This is a genomic window from Streptococcus bovismuti (assembly GCF_042436615.2).
In the GTDB taxonomy this organism is placed as follows: domain Bacteria; phylum Bacillota; class Bacilli; order Lactobacillales; family Streptococcaceae; genus Streptococcus.
In genome coordinates this window covers 1-22379 of sequence record NZ_JBHMFR020000003.1, presented here as the reverse complement: position 1 = coordinate 22379, position 22379 = coordinate 1, and the positions used below count along the sequence as shown (strand labels likewise).

At 38.3% G+C, this 22379-nt stretch carries 11 protein-coding genes; 1 reads left to right on the top strand and 10 read right to left on the bottom strand.

The window, feature by feature from the left end; all coding sequences use genetic code 11:
- Positions 1-33: 33 nt before the first annotated feature.
- The 9 genes from rpsR to ACERDH_RS04565 form a co-directional block, all read right to left on the bottom strand.
- The gene (rpsR, locus tag ACERDH_RS04605; RefSeq protein WP_000068664.1) at positions 34-273 is read right to left on the bottom strand and encodes a 30S ribosomal protein S18; all 240 of its coding nucleotides are present in this window, start codon (positions 271-273) and stop codon (positions 34-36) included.
- Positions 274-304: 31 nt separating this feature from the next.
- The gene (ssbA, locus tag ACERDH_RS04600) at positions 305-775 is read right to left on the bottom strand and encodes a single-stranded DNA-binding protein SsbA (RefSeq protein WP_000609602.1); all 471 of its coding nucleotides are present in this window, start codon (positions 773-775) and stop codon (positions 305-307) included.
- 11 nt (positions 776-786) lie between these two features.
- On the bottom strand, positions 787-1077 hold the full coding sequence (gene rpsF / locus ACERDH_RS04595; protein ID WP_001151780.1) for a 30S ribosomal protein S6: 291 nt from the start codon (positions 1075-1077) through the stop codon (positions 787-789).
- A 162-nt stretch (positions 1078-1239) separates the two neighbouring features.
- A complete protein-coding gene (locus ACERDH_RS04590; protein WP_386683382.1) occupies positions 1240-7983 on the bottom strand; it encodes a MucBP domain-containing protein in 6744 nt (2247 codons plus the stop codon).
- 345 nt (positions 7984-8328) lie between these two features.
- Entirely contained in the window at positions 8329-14646 is a 6318-nt protein-coding gene (locus ACERDH_RS04585) for a YSIRK-type signal peptide-containing protein (protein WP_386683379.1), read from the bottom strand.
- A 266-nt stretch (positions 14647-14912) separates the two neighbouring features.
- Positions 14913-16256 (bottom strand): asparagine--tRNA ligase, encoded by a 1344-nt coding sequence (gene asnS, locus ACERDH_RS04580; protein ID WP_050890136.1) that lies wholly within the window; start codon positions 16254-16256, stop codon positions 14913-14915.
- A 16-nt stretch (positions 16257-16272) separates the two neighbouring features.
- The gene (locus ACERDH_RS04575; protein ID WP_386683374.1) at positions 16273-17451 is read right to left on the bottom strand and encodes a pyridoxal phosphate-dependent aminotransferase; all 1179 of its coding nucleotides are present in this window, start codon (positions 17449-17451) and stop codon (positions 16273-16275) included.
- Positions 17448-17936, bottom strand: coding sequence for a cell wall elongation regulator TseB-like domain-containing protein (locus ACERDH_RS04570; RefSeq protein WP_386683371.1), 489 nt, complete (start codon positions 17934-17936; stop codon positions 17448-17450). The genes ACERDH_RS04575 and ACERDH_RS04570 overlap by 4 nt, the downstream gene beginning before the upstream one ends.
- Before the next feature lie 185 nt (positions 17937-18121).
- Positions 18122-19318, bottom strand: a complete 1197-nt coding sequence (locus ACERDH_RS04565; RefSeq protein ID WP_386683368.1) for an MFS transporter — start codon at positions 19316-19318, stop codon at positions 18122-18124.
- A gap of 422 nt (positions 19319-19740) precedes the next feature.
- On the opposite strand from ACERDH_RS04565, the gene ACERDH_RS04560 reads away from it, so the two are divergent.
- Positions 19741-20286, top strand: a complete 546-nt coding sequence (locus ACERDH_RS04560; RefSeq protein WP_386683365.1) for an NADPH-dependent FMN reductase — start codon at positions 19741-19743, stop codon at positions 20284-20286.
- Between the two features lie 302 nt (positions 20287-20588).
- Here ACERDH_RS04560 and ACERDH_RS04555 read toward each other — a convergent pair.
- A partial coding sequence (locus ACERDH_RS04555; protein WP_386683362.1) for an SIALI-17 repeat-containing surface protein occupies positions 20589-22379 on the bottom strand: 1791 nt, incomplete at its 5' end.

Below are 22379 nucleotides of genomic sequence, written 5' to 3'. Positions count from 1 at the left end.
ACTCATGAAAAAAGACCCGTCAGGGTCTTTTCTTTAATCTTCGTTTACGAAAGGCATCAAAGCCATTACGCGAGCGCGTTTGATAGCTGTTGTTACTTTACGTTGGTTTTTAGCTGAAGTTCCTGTTACACGACGAGGAAGAATTTTCCCACGTTCTGAAACGAAACGGCTAAGAAGCTCAGTATCTTTGTAATCAACATATTCAATTTTGTTTGCTGCGATGTAATCAACTTTTTTACGGCGTTTGAATCCGCCACGACGTTGTTGAGCCATGTTTTTTCTCCTTTATAATTTTAGTTGTCCATTAGAATGGTAAATCATCATCTGAAATATCCAATGGATTTGTTGCTCCAAATGGATTTTCATCACGTGAAAAGTCTGGTACTGAATTTGTAGGTGCTGAATAGTTTGAACTTGGGGCAGAGTAAGCTCCACCTGTATGACCCTCACGCACACTACGGCTTTCCAACATTTGGAAATTCTCAGCCACGACCTCAGTCACGTAGACACGTTGTCCTTGCTGGTTATCGTAACTACGAGTCTGGATACGACCTGTCACCCCGATAAGTGAGCCTTTTTTAGCCCAGTTAGCAAGATTTTCAGCCTGTTGGCGCCACATAACGACATTGATAAAATCAGCCTCACGTTCACCATTTTGACTCTTAAATGTACGGTTTACTGCAAGAGTAAAAGTCGCAACTGCTACATTTGATGGGGTATAACGTAACTCAGCGTCACGTGTCATACGCCCTACAAGTACAACATTGTTAATCATAGTTTACCTTCTTAAGCGTCAGTTTTGACGATCATGTGACGAAGAATGTCAGCGTTGATTTTTGAAAGACGGTCAAACTCTTTAAGAGCTACGTCGTCGTTTGCTTCAACGTTAACGATGTGGTAAAGTCCTTCACGGAAATCTTTGATTTCGTATGCAAGACGACGTTTTTCCCAAGATTTTGATTCAACAACAGTTGCACCGTTGTCAGTCAAAATAGAGTCAAAACGTGCTACCAAAGCGTTTTTAGCTTCTTCTTCAATGTTTGGACGAATAATATAAAGAATTTCGTATTTAGCCATTGATATGTTCCTCCTTTTGGTCTAATGACCCCAAGACTTTGCAAGGGGTAAGTGAGGTTCGCTCACAATAAACTATTATACTAGAAAACATTTTTTTACGCAAGTAAAAACTATGAAATAAAAAAGAAGATGACGAATCATCTTCTCAAAAACTATGAGTTTTTAGTCCTCTTTTTTCTTGCGAGCAAGAAGTCCAAATCCACTTAGGGCTCCAAGAAGTCCAAGCGCTGCGAGGCTAGCGTTAGCTTCTGTACCCGTGTTAGGCAATTCTTTTTGACCATCAACATATTTAGGGGTTTCTGGTTTATCAGCAACATCAGTCGCTACTGTTTCATTAGCTGGACTTGTTGGTTGCGCAGGAATTGCTGGTTGGGTTGGATTTGTTGGCTGTTCCGGTTGCACTGGGGGTACTGGTTGTTCAGAAGTCTCTGGTGTTGTTGGAACTGATTGTGGTGTTGTCACTTTCTTGTAATGGTGTACAAGATTTCCATTAAGGTCTTTCGTAGTTGTTACGTATTCGTAACCTGAAATTCCTTTTGGAGCTTGTGCTCCTTTTTCACTTGGTGCGATATCTTTACCATTTTCGTCTACATAGTAAGTCACAACTTGTTCAGGTTGCGGTTGTGGTTGCGGAGTATAACCACCCTGATCTACATTTGGAGTTACATTTGGAATGTAATTAATTGGTGTATCCTCACCTGGGTTAGTTGGGATATTTGGTACTTCATATCCTTTTGTTGGATCGTTTGGATCTACTGGTTTAAGTGGTTGACCATTTCCATCAACAGGTGTATGACCTGGTACGTATGGAAGAACAGGTTTATCACTTCCTGGTTTTGTTGGATCTGCTGGATCGTTTGGATACTTGATTGGATTTGTTGGTTGACCTGGAATATTTGGAATCCATGAACCAAGTGGTTTGTAAACATATGTTACTGTTGAACCATCTTTTCCAATCTTACCTTTAGCTTCTCCGTCTACTCTTACAAGTACATATCCTGGGATCACTTTTCCACTTGTAGCATACTCATCGCCTACTTTACCTTCTGTAGTTTCTGTTGGAAGAAGGTCTTTGCCTTTTTCATCTACATATTTAACTACTAGGTTCGCTTTGTTTGCTACGTAATTGATTGGTGTATCCTCACCTGGATTAGTTGGGACATTTGGTACTTCGTATCCTTTAGTTGGATCGTTTGGATCTACTGGTTTAAGTGGTTGACCATTTCCATCAACAGGTGTGTGACCTGGTATGTATGGAAGAACTGGTTTATCACTTCCCGGTTTTGTTGGATCTGTTGGATCATTTGGATACTTGATTGGGTTCGTTGGTTGTCCTGGGATGTTTGGAATCCATGAACCTAGTGGTTTGTACACGTATGTTACTGTTGAACCATCTTTACCAATCTTACCTTTAGCTTCACCTTCTACACGGTCCAATACGTATCCAGTAATAACTTTTCCACTTGTAGAGTACTCATCGCCTACTTTACCTTCTGTAGTTTCTGTAGGAAGAAGATCTTTGCCTTTTTCATCTACATACTTAACTACTAGGTTAGCTTTGTTTGCTACGTAGTCGATTGGAGTATCTTGACCTGGATCTGTTGGAATATTTGGTACTTCATATCCTTTAGTTGGATCGTTCGGATCTACTGGTTTAAGTGGTTGACCATTGCCATCTTTTGGAGTGTATCCTGGTACATATGGTACTACTTCTGTTGGTTGTCCCGGTTTTGTTGGATCTGTTGGATCATTTGGATACTTGATTGGGTTCGTTGGTTGTCCTGGGATGTTTGGAATCCATGAACCAAGTGGTTTGTACACATACGTTACTGTTGTACCATTTTCTCCAATCTTACCTTTAGCTTCACCTTCTACACGGTCCAATACGTATCCAGTAATAACTTTTCCACTTGTAGTATAGTCATCTCCTACTTTTCCTTTTGTTGTTTCTGCAGGGATTAAGTCTTTTCCTTTTTCATCTACATACTTGACTACTAGGTTAGCATCATTTGCTTCATAGTTAATTACTGTATCTTGACTTGGATCTGTTGGAACGTTTGGTACCACATATCCTTTAGTTGGGTCTTTCGGATCAACTGGTTTAAGTGGTTGTCCATTGCCATCTTTTGGAGTGTATCCTGGTACGTATGGTAATGTTTCTGTTGGTTGACCCGGTTTGGTTGGATCTTGTGGATCGTTTGGATATTTAATTGGGTTTGTTGATTGTCCTGGAATGTTTGGAATCCATGAACCTAGTGGTTTGTAAACATATGTTACTGTTGAACCATCTGTTCCAATCTTACCTTTAGCTTCACCTTCTACACGGTCCAATACATAGCCAGTAATAACTTTTCCACTTGTAGAGTAGTCATCACCAACTTTACCTTCTTTAGTTTCTGTTGGTAGAAGTTCTTTCCCATTTTCATCTACATATTTAACTACCAAGTTAGCTTTGTTAGCTACATAGTTAATTGGTGTATCCTCACCTGGATTTGTTGGGATACTTGGAACTTCATATCCTTTAGTTGGATCGTTTGGATCTACTGGTTTCAACGGATTACCATCTTTATCTTCTGGTGTAAATCCTGGAACGTATGGTAATGTTTCTGTTGGTTGACCCGGTTTGGTTGGATCTGTTGGATCATTTGGATACTTGATTGGGTTTGTTGGTTGACCTGGGATGTTTGGAATCCATGAACCGATTGGTTTGTAGGTTACTACTTCTTTAGTATTTTCTGAATCTGCAGTTACTTTTGTAGCTGGTACTGTTGCTTTATTAGCTAAGTATCCTTTAACTACTGGTGATTTCACTTCAGGTAAGTCTTTAGCTTCTGACCAGTCTCCGTATGTAACCTCACCTGTAACCAAGTTGACTTTAGCTTCACGTGTGAATTTAGCTTCTTGTGTTACTGTTTTTGGTGTTCCATCTTCATTTAACACTGGAGTTCCATCTTCGTATACGTATGTGATTGTACGTGTTACTGTTTTGTTTAGATCTTTTTCTTCTAATCCAGCTGGGTATTTAGGTCCATCTGGATTGTTTGGATCTACTGGAGTTCCTGGTGTTTTTGGTTGATCTGGTGTTACTGTAACTTCTTTAGCTTTAAGCGTTACTTTGAACTCTTGATCAGTTTTCGCATCTTTATCGAACTTACCACCTTCTGGGTATGTATTAGATACTAATTCATATCCTTTGTTTTCTAGTTCTTTGATCTTAGCTTTTACTTCAGCTTCTTTTGTTAATGGTGTATCTGAATCACCTTGTTCAGTAATAGCTTCTACTCCTGGAATTGGATTCCCTTTTTCATCTACGAAAGTAGTCTTAGCTTTTTGCGTATCTTTTACGTAGTTGATTGGTGTGTCTTGACTTGGATCTGTTGGAAGATCTGGTACGATATATCCTTTTGTTGGATCTGCTGGATCTACTGGTTTAAGTGGTTGATCATTTCCATCTTTTGGAGTCATACCTGGTTCGTATGGAAGAATTGGTTTATCTCCTGGTTTTGTTGGATCATTTGGATTATTTGGATATTTGATTGGTGTCGGTGTTTTACCTGGAATATTTGGTACCCATGATCCTAATGGTTTGTATGTTACTACTTCCTTAATATCTTCTGAATCACCTGTTACATTTACCAGTGCTACACTTGCTTTATCAGCTAAGAAACCTGTTACTACTGGTGATTTAACTTCAGCTAAATCTTTAGGTTCTGACCAATCTCCATATGTAACATCACCTGTTACCAAGTTAACCTTAGCTTCACGAGTGAATTTAGCTTCTTGTGTTACTGTCTTAGGAGTTCCGTCTTCATTTAACACTGGAGTTCCATCTGCGTATACGTATGTGATTGTACGTGTTACTGTTTTGTTTAGATCTTTTTCTTCAAGTCCAGCTGGGTATTTAGGTCCGTCTGGGTTGTTTGGATCTACTGGAGTTCCTGGTGTTTTTGGTTGATCTGGTGTTACTGTAACTTCTTTTTGTTTAAGTATTACTTTGAACTCTTGATCTGTATCTTTATCCGTATCGAACTTACCACCTTCTGGGTATGTATTAGATACTAATTCATATCCTTTGTTTTCAAGTTCTGCGATTTTAGCTTTAACATCAGCTTCTTTTGTTAATGGAGTTTCTGATCCACCTTGTTCAGTAATTTCAGCTACTCCTGGAATTGCATTTCCTTTTTCGTCTACGAATGTTGTTTTCGCTTTTTGGATTGCTGTATATTTAACAACATATTCGTAATCTTCATCTGTAGCTGTTGTTGCTTGTACTGGGACTTTTTCAACACTTGCGATGTAACCTTCTTTTTGAGGTACTGCAAGTTCTGGAAGATCAGTGCTTTGTCCATCAGTTCCTTTCCAGTTAATATAAACTGGTCTGTCATCAGAGTTAATTACCGCTTTACCTTGTGCAGTTAACTTGATTGAACCTGTGTAGCTTACAGTTTGTTTTTCTGGTGGGAATACTTCTGTACCTGCAAGACCTTTAACATCATCCGCATATACAAATTTAATTGTACGGTTTACTTCTTCTACTTTTGTTTTCTTAACGTAATCATAATCTACTGGGTTAACAAATGCAGACCCATTTACACCTTTAGCTTTTAATTCTTCTTCAGAATATAAATCTCTTGCTCTTGTCTTCGTAACACTTAGTGTTCCTTTAGCATTTTTAGCAGGAATATCTGCAAGAATGTATTCTTCTCCATTAACTTCTTTAACTAAGTCTACGTTATCATTACTTACATCATATTTATTTCCAAGTACATTAGTATAATCTTTTGAACCATCTTCACTTAAAGGTATATTCCCCGTATATTTTGTTGTTTCGAAACCTATAACTTCACCTGTCACTAAATCTTTGAATGTTCTAACAACAGCTCCTGTTGGTGGCTCACCTTGAACTCTACCGTCACCATTAACATTCCAACCATTTGGCACTTTAGTTATAACATCTTCTTTCCCACCGTTAATAGATTCTCCACCTGATACAGTAAGAGTTGCTGCAGTTTTATCGTTTCCTACATAACCTTGTTTAATTAATCCATTTTCATAAGTAATATTAGAATATTCACTTGTTAAGGTTTTATCTTTTACTACTTTCTCAATACCTAAAGATTGAAGAGGCATAGAGACTATAGAATCTTCTTGAATAGTTCCTTCTGTAACAGTAAGTTCTAATTCCGTTGGTGAAATTAATCTAGGTGTTAATGTAAAACCAGTATCTCGACCATCTTGTAAAATCCATACATTGTTTTCATTAGCTCTAGCATTAGACCAACGATTTTGTGGACGATAAGTAATACTATCACCTTTATTAGGGTTAATAGTAGACGCTGTATTTAATCCATTTACAAAGCTAGAACTTCCTTCAAGTTCTTTAAATTCAGTAAAATCTGCATTAGGAAGTTTAATCGTAAATTTAGATCCTACTCCATAACGAACATCTGAATCAGTTCTTAATACGATTGAATCACTTCTACTTTTTAGCTCATTGTTAAGGTAGTTCAATCCATTATTTTCACTTAGTGATGCACTAGTACCTTGTTTTTGATAGCTAGGTTGTTGACCTTTTCTTGTATAAGTATGTTCAAGAACCGTACGCCCATCAATTTTAATAGTCGCTGTATACGGAGTGTCTTTTGAAATTTGTGGTGCTAAATATCCATTACCCGATAAATTACTCGCTCCAAACGACACATTCGGATAGTCTTTTACTTTATCGTTCCACTCGATGTTGTAAGTATATGTACCAGTTTCGTTAGCTACCGCTGGTTGCTCAGCAACACGCTGGTCATAAGTCATTCCACGTTGAGTACGTTGCGCCCAATATGGTACAGATTTGTTATTGTTGTTTCCTGTAGTTGTTTTAAAGTCGATAGATTTAACTTTACCAACTACTGTTCCATCAGTCGCTCTGATTTCCGTATTTACTGCCAAACCACTACCTAACTCAGCTAAGTTAGTAAGTTCAATTTTTGTAATAGAACCTGCTTTAAGAGTTGATGTACTAATAGTAGTATCAAATCCCCATCCTGTAGGAGCCGTATTATCTGCATTCATATCAACATAAGCGTTTGTTACAGCATTAACTGTTTCTCCGTCTCTAAGAACATCTTTACCTGTAATTTTTGATGCAGTATCCGCCAACACAGCTTCAACTTTACCTGCATGACCTGCACGTTTCATTTCCGTATAAACTGCTTCAATGGCAGCAGAAAGACGATTCACTTGAGCTACCATTTGATCTTTAGAAGCATCGGATGAAAGCAATCCTTTAGATGCTACTGCTTCAAGCTTCACTGCAGCAACTGCAGCTGACAATTTTTGTTTAGCTTCAACATCTTTCACTTCTTTATCTGAGAAATTTGAGGCAACTGTTGCCATCACATCAGCTTCTGAAGTCAATTGAGTAAGAACTGTCTTCACATCATCTTGTGTTTTTTCTGTTTCAACTTTTTCAGATGTTTCTTTGTCAGTTTTTTCTTTATCTACTTCTTTTTTGTCAGCTTGCTCTTTATCAGATTTTTCTTTTACATCTGTTTCTAATTTTTTATCAGTTTTATCTGCAGTCGCTTCAGTAATTTCTTTTTCTGCTACAGGTGTTGCTGCAGTTTTAGCATCTTCCTTAGCTTCAGTTTTTTCTTCTGCTTTTACATCATCAATCTTTAATTCTGGAAGTTCTTCAACAACAGGTGTTGACAAAGTCGAACCCGAAAGATTTTTATCTGAATTTGATAGTTCAGAAGTAGCCGGATTTACTGCTACAGTCTCTTCAGCTTGTACTCCATTAGCACCTAAAACAAGAGCAGTTCCCAATAGAACACTTGCGGCACCAAAGCTATACTTACGAATAGAAAAGCGCTGGGCTCTTCTACCATGGTATTTTTCCATTCTTGAATACATGGTTTCTCCTTTTTATCTCAATCTAAAAGTCTAAAATTACATATAAATCTATATGTTTGTTTTATAAAAACAACTATATTATTTTATCATAAATAAAATTAACTCGTCAATAAATATGTCTCGTTTATATTCGATTTATTTATATTATTTCTGTGTCCTAGGTACAAAAAAATAATATCATCAGACTCTTTCCACATATGCTTGAATATATATATATATATATTGCATAAAAATGCATCAAGGAAGTCAATTAAGCATCATCTCAAAAATGAATCTATACTATTTCTTCGATTTTAACATCAAAAAAAGAAGATGACGAATCATCTTCTCAAAAACTATAAGTTTTTAGTCTTCTTTTTTCTTGCGTGCCACAAGACCAAATCCACTCAATACTCCAAGAAGTCCAAGTGCTGCTAGGCTAGCATGATCTTCTGTACCAGTGTTAGGCAATTCTTTTTGACCTTCAACATATTTAGGTGTTGCTGGTTTAGCAGCTGTCGCAGATACTGGTTGAGCAGTTGTGTCAGTTGCTACTGTTGTGTCTGCTTGAGCTGGTGCCGCTGGTTGAGTTTGATTAGGTGTTGTTGGTTGTCCTGGTTCCGTAGGAGTTACAGGTTGTTCAGGAGCAGTTGGTCCAGCAGGTTGTGGAGTCTGTGGTGTTTGTGGAGCTGGAGTTGCTGGTGATGGTTCTGTTTGAGGAATTAATGAATTGTTAGGAGTTACTTTTACTGGTACATCCAATTCGATAATTTCTCCAGTTGGTAATTTCACCTTCACTTTAACAGCTGTTTTATCTCCAGGTGTTTCAGTTGTTGGGATTTCTCCAACTTCAATAATTTCCCATCCAGATTCTTTAGGAATATCAACGTGTTTCTTAACATCATCTGGTGTAATTGTTGTTCCTTGAGGTACAACAATTGGTGTTGTAGTTGGAGTTGCAATAACTGGTACTTGTACTTTGATTGTTTTACCGTTTGGTAATTTAACTGTAACGGTTGCTGATGGTCTTACACCTGCAGGGAATGTTTCAGGAAGTTCTGGTTCCCCAACGATTTCCCATCCAGTTACTCCTGGGATTTCGATGTGTTTTTCTACATCTTCCTTAGTAAGTTTAGTTCTTTCTGGAACAATAATTGGTGTAACTTTTGGTTCTACCACATTCACTACTACAGGAACTCGTACAATTTCTTTACCATCTTTATCCTTAACGATAACAACAGCTTCTTTTTTACCTGGTTTAGAAGTATCTACTGGTGTATCGTATTCGAATGTAGCTCCTTCTGGGTAATTTCCTGGTGTAATGTTATCTTTTGGATCTGGAGTATCACCTTTTGGTACAAGTTGTTCTTTACCTTCAACCACTGTTACTGGTACTTTAACTGTTGTTTTGTACTCTTTACCATTGACAGTGTAAATCACTGGTACTTCTACTTCTCCAGCTTTTCCTGGTTCTGAAGTTTTTGGTACTGTAACATTTGTTAAATCAACTTTAACAGTTGCTCCTTCAGGAAGTTTTTTCTTGAATTCTTCGTTGTTTATTGCATTTTCTGCATCTTTACCAACTTTATCTTTTAATTCTTTTTCTGAAAGATCTTTTGGTACTGTTACTGAACCTGCTGTTGGTTTTGGTAATACAGTTACTGGAACTTTAACGTTTTCTTTGAATTTACCATTTCCGTATGTTACTGGTACTTCTACTTCAACGTCTTTATCCCCTGCTTTTCCTACTGTAGATGGAACTTTTGTAGGGTCTCCTACTGTTCCACCTTCACCTGGTGTAATACCTTTCTTAATTTCTTCAGAATTTGGTGTGTCACCTTCAAATACTACTACTGATGGTGGTGTTGAAGACACAACGTTTACTGGTACTTCAATCACTTTAGTGATTTTGTTTCCATCTTTATCTTTGTATTCAACCGTTACAGTTGCTGGTGTTTGTTCACCTGTTTTATCTGTTCCAGGAGTTGTATTAACATCTGTTACAGTAACAGTTACACCATCTGGAAGACCATTAAGTTTTTTAGCTGCTTCTTCTGCTTTTTCTTTAACAACTTCTTCTAATTTAGTCTTATCAGCATCTTTTGGTACTGTTACACCTTCTGGTTTAACTTTTGGTAATACTGTAACAGGTACTGTTACTTCTTCGTCTCCACCATCTTTATAAGTTACTTTAGTAGTAACTTTAACATCTGGAGAACCTACTTTACCTTCTGTTGTAGGGATAGCTTTATTGATCTCTTCATCAGTTACAGGTGTTGTAGTTCCATCAGTATCAGGAGTGATTGCTTTGTTTACATCATCAGATTTTGGTTTATCACCTTCTACAACGTATACAGGTTTTACATCTGAACCTTTAACATTTACTGTTACTGGGATTGTAGTTGTGTAATCTTTTCCATCAACTGTGTAGGTTACTGGCACATTAACAGTTCCTGTGTTTGTACCTTTTTCAGCTGTTATTTTAGCTAATACATCTTCAGTCACATCGCCAACAGTTACTGTTGCACCTTTTGGTAATTTAGATGTGAAGTCTGTTGCTTCAACAGCTTCTTTAGCTTTATCTTTTGCTAATTCTTTCAGTTTATCTGGAGTAGTATTCTTAGCTACTGTTACATCAGTTTTTGCTACTGGTAATACTGTTACTGGCACTTTAACTGTTTCAGTTACTTTTCCATTATCGTAAGTTACTGGTACATCTACTGATACATCTGTATCTCCAGCTTTATCTTTTGTAGATGGAACTGATGTTGGTTCTCCGACTTTTCCACCTTCACCTGGTGTCACTGAATCTTTGTCTAATTTTGGTGTTTCACCTTCAAACACTACTACTGGTTTTGGTGTTGAGCTTACTACTTTAACTGGTACGTTAATTGTATCTTCACCAACTACATTACCTTTATCATCTTTATATAACACTTTTACAGGAACTGTATCTTTATCCCCATTTGAATCTGTTTTTGGTAATGTGTAAGAAGTTTCTCTCTCATCTAATGAAGCAGTAATTCCATCTGGTAAGTTTGTTAATTTACTTACAGCTTCAGTTGCTTTTTCTTTTACAGCATTTGTTAAAGCGGTATCATCAGTATCTTTCAATACAGTTACACCTGTTGGTGTTGCTTTTGGTAATACTTTCACTGGTACATTAACAGTTTCATCACCAGTTGGATATTTAACAGTTGCTTTAACAGTTAAATCAGTTGCTCCAACTTTAACTTTATCTGTAGGAACATCTTTATTGATGTCAGCTTCAGTTACAGGAGTTACATTTCCACCTTTATCAGGTGTAATTGCTTCATTAACATCTGCTGGTTTTGGTTGATTTCCTTCCACTACGTATACAGGTTTCACTTCTGAACCTTTTACGTTAACTGTTACTGGAATTTCTGAAGTATAAGTTGTTCCGTCTGGAGATGTAAATGTTACTGGAACTTTTACAACTACAGGCTCACCTTTTTTATTTGCTATATCAGCAGGTAATTCTGGAATTTCTCCTACTGTAACAGTGTATCCTTCTGGCACTTTTGCTGGGAAGTCTGGAGTTTTAATTAACTCTTCTGCTTTAGCTTTTAAAGTATCCTTAACTTTATCTGGAGTAGCTCCTTTAGGTACGTCAACTTCACCTTCTGTTCTAGGAAGAACTGTAACTGGTACTTTTACATCTTCTGTTACTTCAGTTCCATCTACATTATGAGTAACTGTAGTTGGAATCGTTAATCCTGATTTTCCAGCTTTACCATCTGTTTTAAAGATATCACTTGCTTTTGGTTCATTTGCTGTACCATTAGTAGTAGCAGGTACTACTTTTTCTTTAACGCTAGCAGGTGTAATTTCATCGCCTTCAAATACTACAATAGGTTTTGTCTTAGATTCAACAACGTTTACTTCAATATCAACTGTTGTTTCAAATGTTTTACCATCTACTGTATAAGTTACAGGTACTTTAACAACCCCACGACCATCTTCAGCAACTTTCGTAATTGCGATATCATCTTTATTAACAAAAGTTGAACCATTAGTATCACCTAATGCAGCTGTACCAGTAACGTCTGTTAATAATTTTGTGAATTCTGGAGATTTAATAGCTTCTTGTGCTTTTTTATAAGCGATTGCTTTTAGTTGCTCATCATTCGTGTTAATTGGTACTGTAATGACTGAATTAGTTTGTAAACTATTAATAAAGATTACTTTACCATATTTGTAATCAGGATTATCTGAATCTGCTAAACCATTACGGTTAAATTCATTTTCATATGGAGGTTTTAATCCATTGGCAGTATATGAATACAGTCTGTTACCTTCAGCATCTGTGTCTCCGAAACCACTCTTAACTGTAACTTTAAAGTCAGCTGGTCCTACGAAGTTATCTGCAGCTGTAAATGGAATGCTTGTTGTACGAGAGTTTGTCTCTGCAGCAGCCATACGGTTTCCTGCTGGTACGTTGTAGGTTAATTTTCCACCTTTTGAGTTATCACTTGGATCATTTGGAACCCATTTGATCGTATTTGCCCAAACATTTCCTAACCAGTTTGATCCACCATTAGCATTGTAGATTTTGTCTTCTAATACGACACCTTTAGGAACTTCTACTGTTACTTCAACATTAGATGCAGAATAGTAGTCAATATTCATTCCACCAGTGTTTTTAATTGTGATGTCAAAGTTACCTTTTTGGCCTTTATCGTAGATTGTATCTTTTGTATAACCATATTCACCAGTTTTACCTTCTGAACGAACAGTTGTTACTACTTCAGCAGCTGGTGCAGTTGCAATACCAATACCACCGATTAAGTAACCATCTTTAATATTGATGTTGTTATCATTAATTAAAGAATTTGTTCCTTGACTTCCAGCTTCAATTAAGACTTTAATTTTTGTAGTTTCTGCTGGAATATCATAAATACGGTCTAAGTGGTTCCATCCATTAGCTGCTAGAGCAGGTTGTTCAGTTGCTAAAGGACCATTTTTACCTTCAACTGGTTTAATTTCTTTACCAGTAAATGCATCAACAATTGTTAATTTGACTCTTTCACCAGCAGAAGTAGCTGTAGAACCACCATATGCAGCACTATGAATTAAGTTAACGTTTAGACGAGAATTTCCGTTCACATCAAATTCTTTAGAAAGAGTTGTTCCTTTGCTTCCTAATTCAAGGTAGTAATCACGGTCTTTAACTTCACCAAATGCATTTTTTCTCATTACATCAATAGTAGGTGTTACTGAAGGAACAGCACCACTACCATTAACATAACTTTTTTCACCTCCTGTTTGGTATTTTTTCAATTCTCCATCGTTTGAATAGATTTTAGATTTTGGAACTTCACGTGTACTTGGTTGTCCATCTTTATCTGTAACATTTGTTACATCAAGTGGTTTAACCGCATTAACTTTTTCACCTTTTTCAATTTTCCAACCATTTAACACACCAGCTTCTGCATCAGCTTTTGTGATGGTTTTTTCTTGCCAGTTATATGTTGCACTACCGATTGGATCTTTTGCGTTTGGCTCATTGTTTACTTTATTAGTAATGTCACGTCCACTTTCATATTGAGTAGCAATTGTTTCTGATTTTTTATCAGCATCAGTGAATGTTACTTTGTCTCCAAAACCTTTTCTCAAGCTTTCGAATACACCGTTTTTAGGGTTGTTACCATAAGCAGCATGGTTTTCACTTACTGGAGCGCCTAATTCAGCTTTACCATTTAAATATAATGCTAATAAGTCACGTTCAGATTTAACAGCTTCTGCTTGTTGGCTCATTTTTTGAGCTGAACTTACATCCGCTGCATTTGCAGTTGTAATAACATTTTCTGCTTTTTGTTTAATACCTTTTAAAACATCAATTTTAAATTGATCTTTTTTATTCGCAGGTAGCGCTTCTTGTTTTGCTATTTCAGCTTGAATTTTATCAATATTTGCTTGCAACTCTGGAATAGCAGCATCACGAATGCCTTTATATTTTTCTGCTTCTGATGCAGCATTTGCAGCTGAAGTATCTACAGCTCTTAATCCACTTTCACCTTGACCAGGAATGGCTTGACCATTACGTGGATCTTGATTTTTATTTACTTTTTCTTCTTTTTTATCAGCTGTTGCTTTTGGCATACTTTCAACAACGAAAGCTTTACCGTTTACTGCTGATGTAGCTTTTGCTACTTCTTCTTTTGTTGCAGCTTCATTTGCAACTACAGCTTTTGCATTTGCTAATTCTGCTTTTGCAGACTCAATTGCTGAAGCTGTTTTTTCAGTTGATGTAGCTTTTTCTAAAGCTGCTTCTAAGCGAGCAATTGCTGCTTCCAACTTGCTTGTATCAGCCTTTGCAGCTGGTGCTTCTGCAGCTTTTGGTGTTTCTGCTGGTGCTACCTCAGGAGCTGGTGTTGCTGTAGCTTGGGCTGCTGGTTGCTCAGCTGTTTGTGCTTCCACAGTTGGCGTAGCATTGTATGTTGAACCTTGAGACTTGCTTGAATCTGCTTGATTTCCAGCATCAGGGTTAACCTGTTCGCTAGTCAATGTAGCTGATGTACCTTGCTCGTGAGCCTGAACAGTTGCTGCTCCACCAAACATCATATAAGCTGCTACAGCTACTGATGCTGCACCAAAACTATACTTACGGATTGAAAAGCGTTGGACCTTTTGTCCGTTGTATTTATCCATTCTTGAATACATATGATCTCCTTTTTAAAATAAATGTTAATTGCGGAATTACGCCCAAGTATTTCAAAAATGCCTCCATTCCCAGTCTGATTCACAAAGTTAAATGACTACACTTAGGTACTTAATCCCTACCTTATATTATAACATTTTTTCAATTAGAATGTCTACATTTATATACAAAATATGTAAATTTCTATATATATATTAATCTGTATTTTAGGTAGTTTCATGACAAAAAATAAAAGGCCGATATGACCTTTTACTTTGATTTTTTAATTTTACGGTTTGATACGGTGCAACATACGTGGGAATGGAATGGCTTCACGGATGTGTTTTGTTCCTGCTGCGAAGGTTACCATACGTTCGATACCGATACCAAATCCTCCGTGAGGAACTGTACCATATTTACGAAGGTCAAGGTAGAATTCGTACTCTGTACGGTCCATACCAAGTTCATCCATCTTAGCTACAAGGGCATCATAGTCTTCCTCACGCATAGACCCACCGATGATTTCTCCATATCCTTCTGGAGCAAGCAAGTCTGCACAAAGCACGCGCTCTGGATTTCCAGGAACTGGTTTCATGTAGAAGGCCTTGATGGCTGCTGGATAGTTCATGACAAATGTTGGCACACCAAAGTGGTTTGAAATCCACGTTTCGTGTGGTGAACCAAAGTCATCTCCATGCTCAAGATGCTCGTAATCAGCGTCCTCATCATTTTCATGCTCTTGCAAGAGGTCAATAGCTTGATCATAAGTGATACGTTTGAATGGCTCTGCAATGTAGCGTTTCAAGAGCTCTATATCACGTTCCAAGGTTTCCAAAGCTTGAGGCGCACGGTCAAGAACACCTTGAAGAAGAGCTTTTACATAAGCTTCTTGCAAGTCAAGTGACTCATCGTGTGTCAAGTATGAGTACTCTGCGTCCATCATCCAGAACTCAGTCAAGTGACGGCGCGTTTTTGATTTTTCAGCACGGAATACTGGACCAAAGTCAAAGACACGACCAAGAGCCATAGCACCTGCTTCTAGGTAAAGCTGACCTGATTGGCTCAAGTAGGCTGGCGTTCCGAAGTAGTCAGTTTCAAAGAGTTCTGTTGAGTCTTCCGCAGCATTTCCTGAAAGAATTGGGCTGTCAAATTTCATAAAGCCGTTCTTGTCAAAGAACTCATAAGTTGCATAGATAATAGCGTTACGGATTTGCATCACCGCTACTTGTTTACGAGAACGGAGCCACAAGTGACGGTTGTCCATCAAGAAGTCTGTTCCGTGTTCTTTTGGTGTGATTGGGTAGTCTTGAGATTCACCGATCACTTCGATGTCTGTAATGTCCAATTCATAGCCAAACTTAGAACGTTCGTCTTCTTTGACAATTCCTGTCACATAAACAGAAGTTTCTTGGCTCAAGCGTTTAATGACATCAAACTTCTCAAGTCCCACTTCTTCACCAAATTTTTCGACAAAGTTTGGTTTAAAGGCTACACCTTGGAAGAAGGCTGTTCCATCACGCAATTGCAAGAAGGCGATTTTCCCTTTTCCTGATTTGTTGGCAACCCAAGCGCCAATCGTCACTTCCTGACCAACATAGTCTTTTACATCAATAATCGTTACACGTTTTGTCATTATTTTTCCTTTTCTTTTATTTTTCCATAAATTCTTTCAAGCGTTTAACTGCTTCTTTAAGCGTGTCTAGGTCTGTCGCATAGCTGAGGCGCACATTTTCTGGCGCTCCGAAGCCTGCTCCTGTTACCAAGGCTACTTCAGCTTCTTCTAGGATAGCCGTTGTAAATTCTGTCACATCCGTATAGCCTTTCATCTCCATGGCCTTTTTGACATTCGGGAAGAGATAGAAGGCTCCTTGTGGCTTAACGACTTCAAAACCAGGGACCTCAGCAAGAAGGGGATAGATGGTATTGAGACGTTCTTCAAAAGCCTGACGCATGCTTTCTACAGTATCTTGCTCGCCTGATAGAGCTTCAACTGCTGCATACTGGGCTACTGCTGAAGGGTTGGAGGTTGTTTGACCTGCAATCTTGGACATTGCAGCGATAATGTCTGCTTCTCCGACGGCATAGCCAATCCGCCAACCAGTCATGGCATAGGTTTTAGATACACCATTGATGACTACCGTTTGCTTGCGAATCGCTTCCGATAGGCTAGAAATCGGTGTAAACTCATGACCATTATAGACCAAGCGCCCATAGATATCATCTGCTAGGATGAGAATATCCTTTTCTACAGCCCAGTTTCCGATTTCCAAGAGTTCTTCACGAGTATAAATCATACCTGTCGGATTGGATGGCGAATTCAGCACCAAAACCTTGGTCTTGTCTGTACAAGCTGCTTCTAACTGCTCTACAGTTACCTTAAAGTGATTGTCTTCCTTAGCAGGAACAAAGACTGGCACACCCTCTGCCATCTTAACCTGATCTCCATAGCTGACCCAGTATGGGGTTGGGATGATAACTTCATCACCTGGATTGACCACAGCCATAAAGAAGGTATAGAGAGAATACTTAGCTCCAGCAGCGACTGTCACTTGATTTGGCGCTACAGAATAGCCGTAAAAGCGCTCAAAGTAGGTATTGACCGCAGCCTTGAGTTCTGGCAGACCTGAGGTCACTGTATAAAAAGAAGCTCGCCCATCTTGAATCGATGCAATGGCGGCATCTTGGATATTTTTTGGAGTAGTGAAATCTGGCTCACCTAAGGTTAGAGACAAAATATCTCTTCCCTCGGCCTTCAGTGCTTTGGCACGGGCTCCAGCAGCCAAGGTCACACTTTCTTCCATTTCTAAAACACGGTTGGATAGTTTCATAGGCCCTCCTTATTGACCAATGCTCCTGTTTCAAAATCTACTAGATAAAAATCAGAGCCTGACTTAACTTCCCAGATTGGTTTGTCTTGATAACGGCCAAAGGTAATCTTGTCAATCTCACCAGCGCCTTTTTCCTTAGAAACAGTTTCTGCTTTTTCTTGTGAAACACCCTGATTTAGCTGATAAACGTAAATCTTATGGTCATCTTTTCCAATCAGGACAGCAAGTGATTCTTGCTGTTTATTTCGACCAAGAACGCTGTAATAGGATTCCAAGCCATTGTATAAATCAACCTGATCAGCCTGCTCTAATCCTGCATACTGCTGAGCTAATTTTTCTCCTTCACTTTTAGCTGTTTGGTAGGGTTTCATACCCAGAAACACCAGATACAGAAAGGAAGCACTGATAACCACAAACAAAATCGTCATCCCTAGACCATACTGCCACAGTAGATTATTTTTTGCTTTGTTTTGTCTTTTTTTCACTCGTCTATTTTACCATCTATTGGGCTTTATTACAAGTGAATGCAAGAACAATCGCATTTTATTTCTTCCTTCAAAGTAAACCAATTTTTCTTAGTTAAAACCGAGCAAAAAAATGAAAGACAGCTCCAAAATCATCCTATTAAAAAACCTGAGCTTGGCACTCAAGTTTTCGTAATTTTTTTGATTTATGGAATCACTTTATCATCCATTCTTTTAGCCATTTTTCCTAAAAAGATAGTCAATAGAAGGCTAATCAAGACTAAAAAGAATCCTAGATAAAGAAATGTTACTACAAAGCCTAAATTATCAATCAACCACCCTGTCAGTGGGAAGAACACAATCATACTTAGGCTAAACATCATAGAGTAGACACTCAGCATGGTTGCCCTTACTTCACTTGGAAGGCGCTCTTGCAAATCATTGTCAAAAATCGGCTGAAAAAGAGCATATAAAGCATTACTAATCAAATAAATCAAAATATAGATTAGAGGTGTTCCAAAGTAGGACAGCAGGTAGGTAACTCCAGTCAGTAGGACGAGGATTGGGAAAAGCTTCAAGGCGGCATATCTCTTTCCAATCTTACTCGCTAGATAAACTGCAACGATATTCAAGAGACTACCAAGTAGCATAACTGCTGAAATTTGCCAACTACTTAAATCTGGTAACTGATTTTGATAGTAAAAATAAAACATGCACATGAGTGTACCAACAATCTGAGACAAAATCATCCAGTTAAACAGCATAGGATTTCGCTTCAACTCTTCCTTAACAGTCCAAATAATCTGTCTCATGGTCACACTATCAGCTTTTTCTAGCTTAACACTGGGCTCTTTCAGCATCCAAATCAGGAAAAGAACTATGATAGAAGTGGCAATCATGATATAGTAGGTCAGGTGTAATTGACCATGGACAAAAAATCCTGCCAAAACTGTCCCCAAAGACCGAGTTCCTTCGGCTACTCCTGACATAAAGCTTGAAATGGATAGATAGCGCTCCTTCAGTCCAGCCTCTACAGTAGAGTCATAGACCATTGCTGCGCTTGTGCCTGAATCAAAATTATAAGACAAGGCACTTATCGCCATAGCTAGCGCATAAATCCAAAAATTTCCCTGCCCAGCCAACATAAGAATAGAAGACACAATCCCTGCTATACGACTTAAATAAAGGTTGGTCTTATAGGAATAGCGGTCAGCTAACATACCAGATGGAATTTCACAGAGAAGACTGGTAGTATGAAAAATACTCTCCAGAAGTCCAATCTGCCAAAGAGACATACCATTTTGACTAAGAAAGAGAATCCAAAAACTGGTAATCCCTAAAAAAGCAAAAAACTCAACTCCGGCCATCAGGCCAATATTTTTCCGATAATTTCTTATTAACATCTTTTCTCCTTAACAAGTGTATTCGTATTTCTTTAGTCTGTCACTTGTTAATCTGTGCCTTACATGATCTCCACCCCTTTTAGAAGCATTCTTGAAATGCCATTATTGTTTGTTTAATTTTTCATGAAATGATACCGGAAAATAGCTGTTCTGCGGTTTCTATTGCTAGTTTTCTTGTTTATTTTAGCACTTATGTCATCATATTACAAGAGAATGTTAGAATACTCTTCGAAAACCAAATGCAAACCATAATCCAAAATAAACAGTTCTTACTTTTCCAGTCGCCAGTGACTATAGTTTCAGCAATTTTATAATTTTCAAATGAGCTCTGAGCAAATTTCTTGCAAGTTGTTTTGGATTGTTGTAATATATTTCATAACAACAAGAGATTTCTCGGAAATTTAAGAAAAAGGAGACATATCATGTCTAAAAAAGTATTATTTATCGTCGGATCACTACGCCAAGGTTCTTTCAACCACCAAATGGCCCTCGAAGCTGAGAAAGTACTTGCTGGTAAAGCAGAAGTTAGCTACCTCGATTATTCAGCCCTTCCCCTCTTTAGCCAAGATTTGGAAGTTCCGACTCATCCGGCTGTAGCTACTGCTCGTGAAGCAGTTCTCGCTGCTGATGCCATCTGGATCTTCTCTCCAGTCTACAACTTCTCTATCCCTGGAACAGTGAAGAACTTACTTGACTGGCTATCTCGTGCCCTTGACTTGTCTGATACACGTGGTGCTTCAGCTCTTCAAGACAAGTTTGTCACAGTATCATCTGTAGCCAATGCAGGTCACGATCAACTCTTTGCCATCTACAAAGACCTCTTGCCATTTATCCGTACACAAATCGTTGGCGACTTCACTGCCGCTCGTGTCAATGACTCTGCTTGGGCAGATGGAAAATTGGTTCTTGAAGAAACAGTCCTAAACTCACTTGAAAAACAAGCTCAAGACTTGGTCAATGCGATCTAGTCATCACTAATTAATACTCTTCGAAAATCTCTTCAAACCACGTCAGCTTTGCCTTGCCGTAGATATATGGTTACTGACTTCGTCAGTCTTATCTACAACCTCAAAGCAGTGCTTTGAGCAACCTACTGCTAGCTTCCTAGATTGCTCTTTGATTTTCATTGAATATAAAACAGACAATCGAACAGACTTTTAGCCATAAAAAAGAACTAGAATTCTCACAAATGAGTGATTTTTCTAGTTCTTTTTGATTTACAAAGACTTTATGTAGGGAAAACTACTAATGATCAGATGAGATCATCTATTTAAGCTTCCTCTTCATCGTCTTTTTTCTTTTTAGCAAATAGCAAACCAAATGCGCCAAGAAGGGAGAGAGCTCCTAATGCACCTGTAGCAGGATCTTCTTTTGTACCAGTATTTGGCAATACTGCTTGCAGTTGAGAATCTGATGGATTAGTTTCTGACACTTCATTCTGCAATTGAGCAGGCACTGCAGCTGTTTGACTTGGTTGTCCAGTCGGTTGAGTAGCTGGCACCTCAGCAGGGGTAGCAATATCCGGTCTAGGATTTGTATCATCAGATGGTGTAACTGGTCTTTGTTGACCGTCACCTGTTGGTCTAACTGGACTCACTTTCCTGAAGATGTGAGTTACAACATCACCTTTAGTTTCTGTTCTTACAAATACATACCCTTCAATTTCACCATGTTCAAATGCTTCATTGGCTTCACCTAATACCTTTGGTGCTTTGGCATCCGCTGGTTTCAATTCTTTACCATTTTCATCAATCCATCTTGTCATAATTAGTTTGACTTTTGGACTTTCAATCGGATCTGGTAATTCACCATTTACTCCGCCATTGAACTCTGGTGCTTCATTCACTGGGGAATCTGGTGTGCTTACTCCTCCACTAAATTCTGGTACTTCTGGTTGTGTTTCTGGCTCTCCATTCACTCCACTGTTAAATTCTGGCACTTCATTCACTGGAGAATCTGGTGTGCTTACTCCTCCACTGAATTCTGGTGCTTCTTCTCGTGTTTCTGGTACACCTTTTGAATATGCAAATAACAATTCATCACGAGGTATGTTATGACTAACTTTTGTTTCTGGATCCGTGATTATTACATTACCTTTTGAATCAACAGTTACGTCTTTTCCAGGATTTGCTTTTTTCACGTTTTCCTTCACTTTATCTTGTTCTTCTTGCGTTAGATTCTCAGGATCTTTCACAGGTACTTTTTCTTTTGGAACTACTGGAGTAAAATCTTCTGGATTTACAGTAATTGTAACTTCAATATCTTCTGTACTCTTATCTGGATATGTTACCGTTACTACTCCTAGTTTATTTCCATGTTTAGAAGTATCTGGAATACGTCCATCTTTCCATTCAAATGTTGTACCTTCTGGTAAATCTTTAACATTATTCACGCTATCTTTTGCCAATGGTACTTGGGAATGTTCCACTGTTTGCGCTTTTGGTTGTGGATTGTAATCGTCTTTTTGTGGTGTTACTTCAACCGTTACTGTCACTTCTTCCGTACTATTATCTGGGTAAGTGATTAATACTTTTCCTGGTTTGTTTCCTGGTGTTGTATTGGTATCTGGTTTTTCTACCCATGTGTAGGTTGTGCCTTTTGGTAAGCCATCTGTATTGATACTTCCTTCTGCACTTGGCTCACTGCCATGTTTAGCCGTTTGGTTTGGTTGTTTAGCAGTTGGATTGAACGTATCTTTTTGTTCTTTGACTGTAATTGGTACTGTGACTTCATCGACTGTTCCGTCAGGGTATGTCACTAAGGCTACTCCTGGATGACTTCCTGGTGTGCTGACATCTGGCCTTGTCTTCCATGTAACAGTTGTTCCATCTGGTAAGCCGGTTTTGTTTACACTTGTTTCTGGATCTGGCACGTGACCATTGTCCACTTCTTGAGGGATTCCAGTTGGTGTGTATTCATCATTTTGAGGAGTTACGTTTACCGTTACCGTCACTTCTTCCGTACTCTTATCTGGGTAAGTGATTAATACTTTTCCTGTCTTACTTCCTGGTTTACTTGTGTCTGGTTGTTCTGACCAGCTATAGTTTGTTCCTTTTGGTAA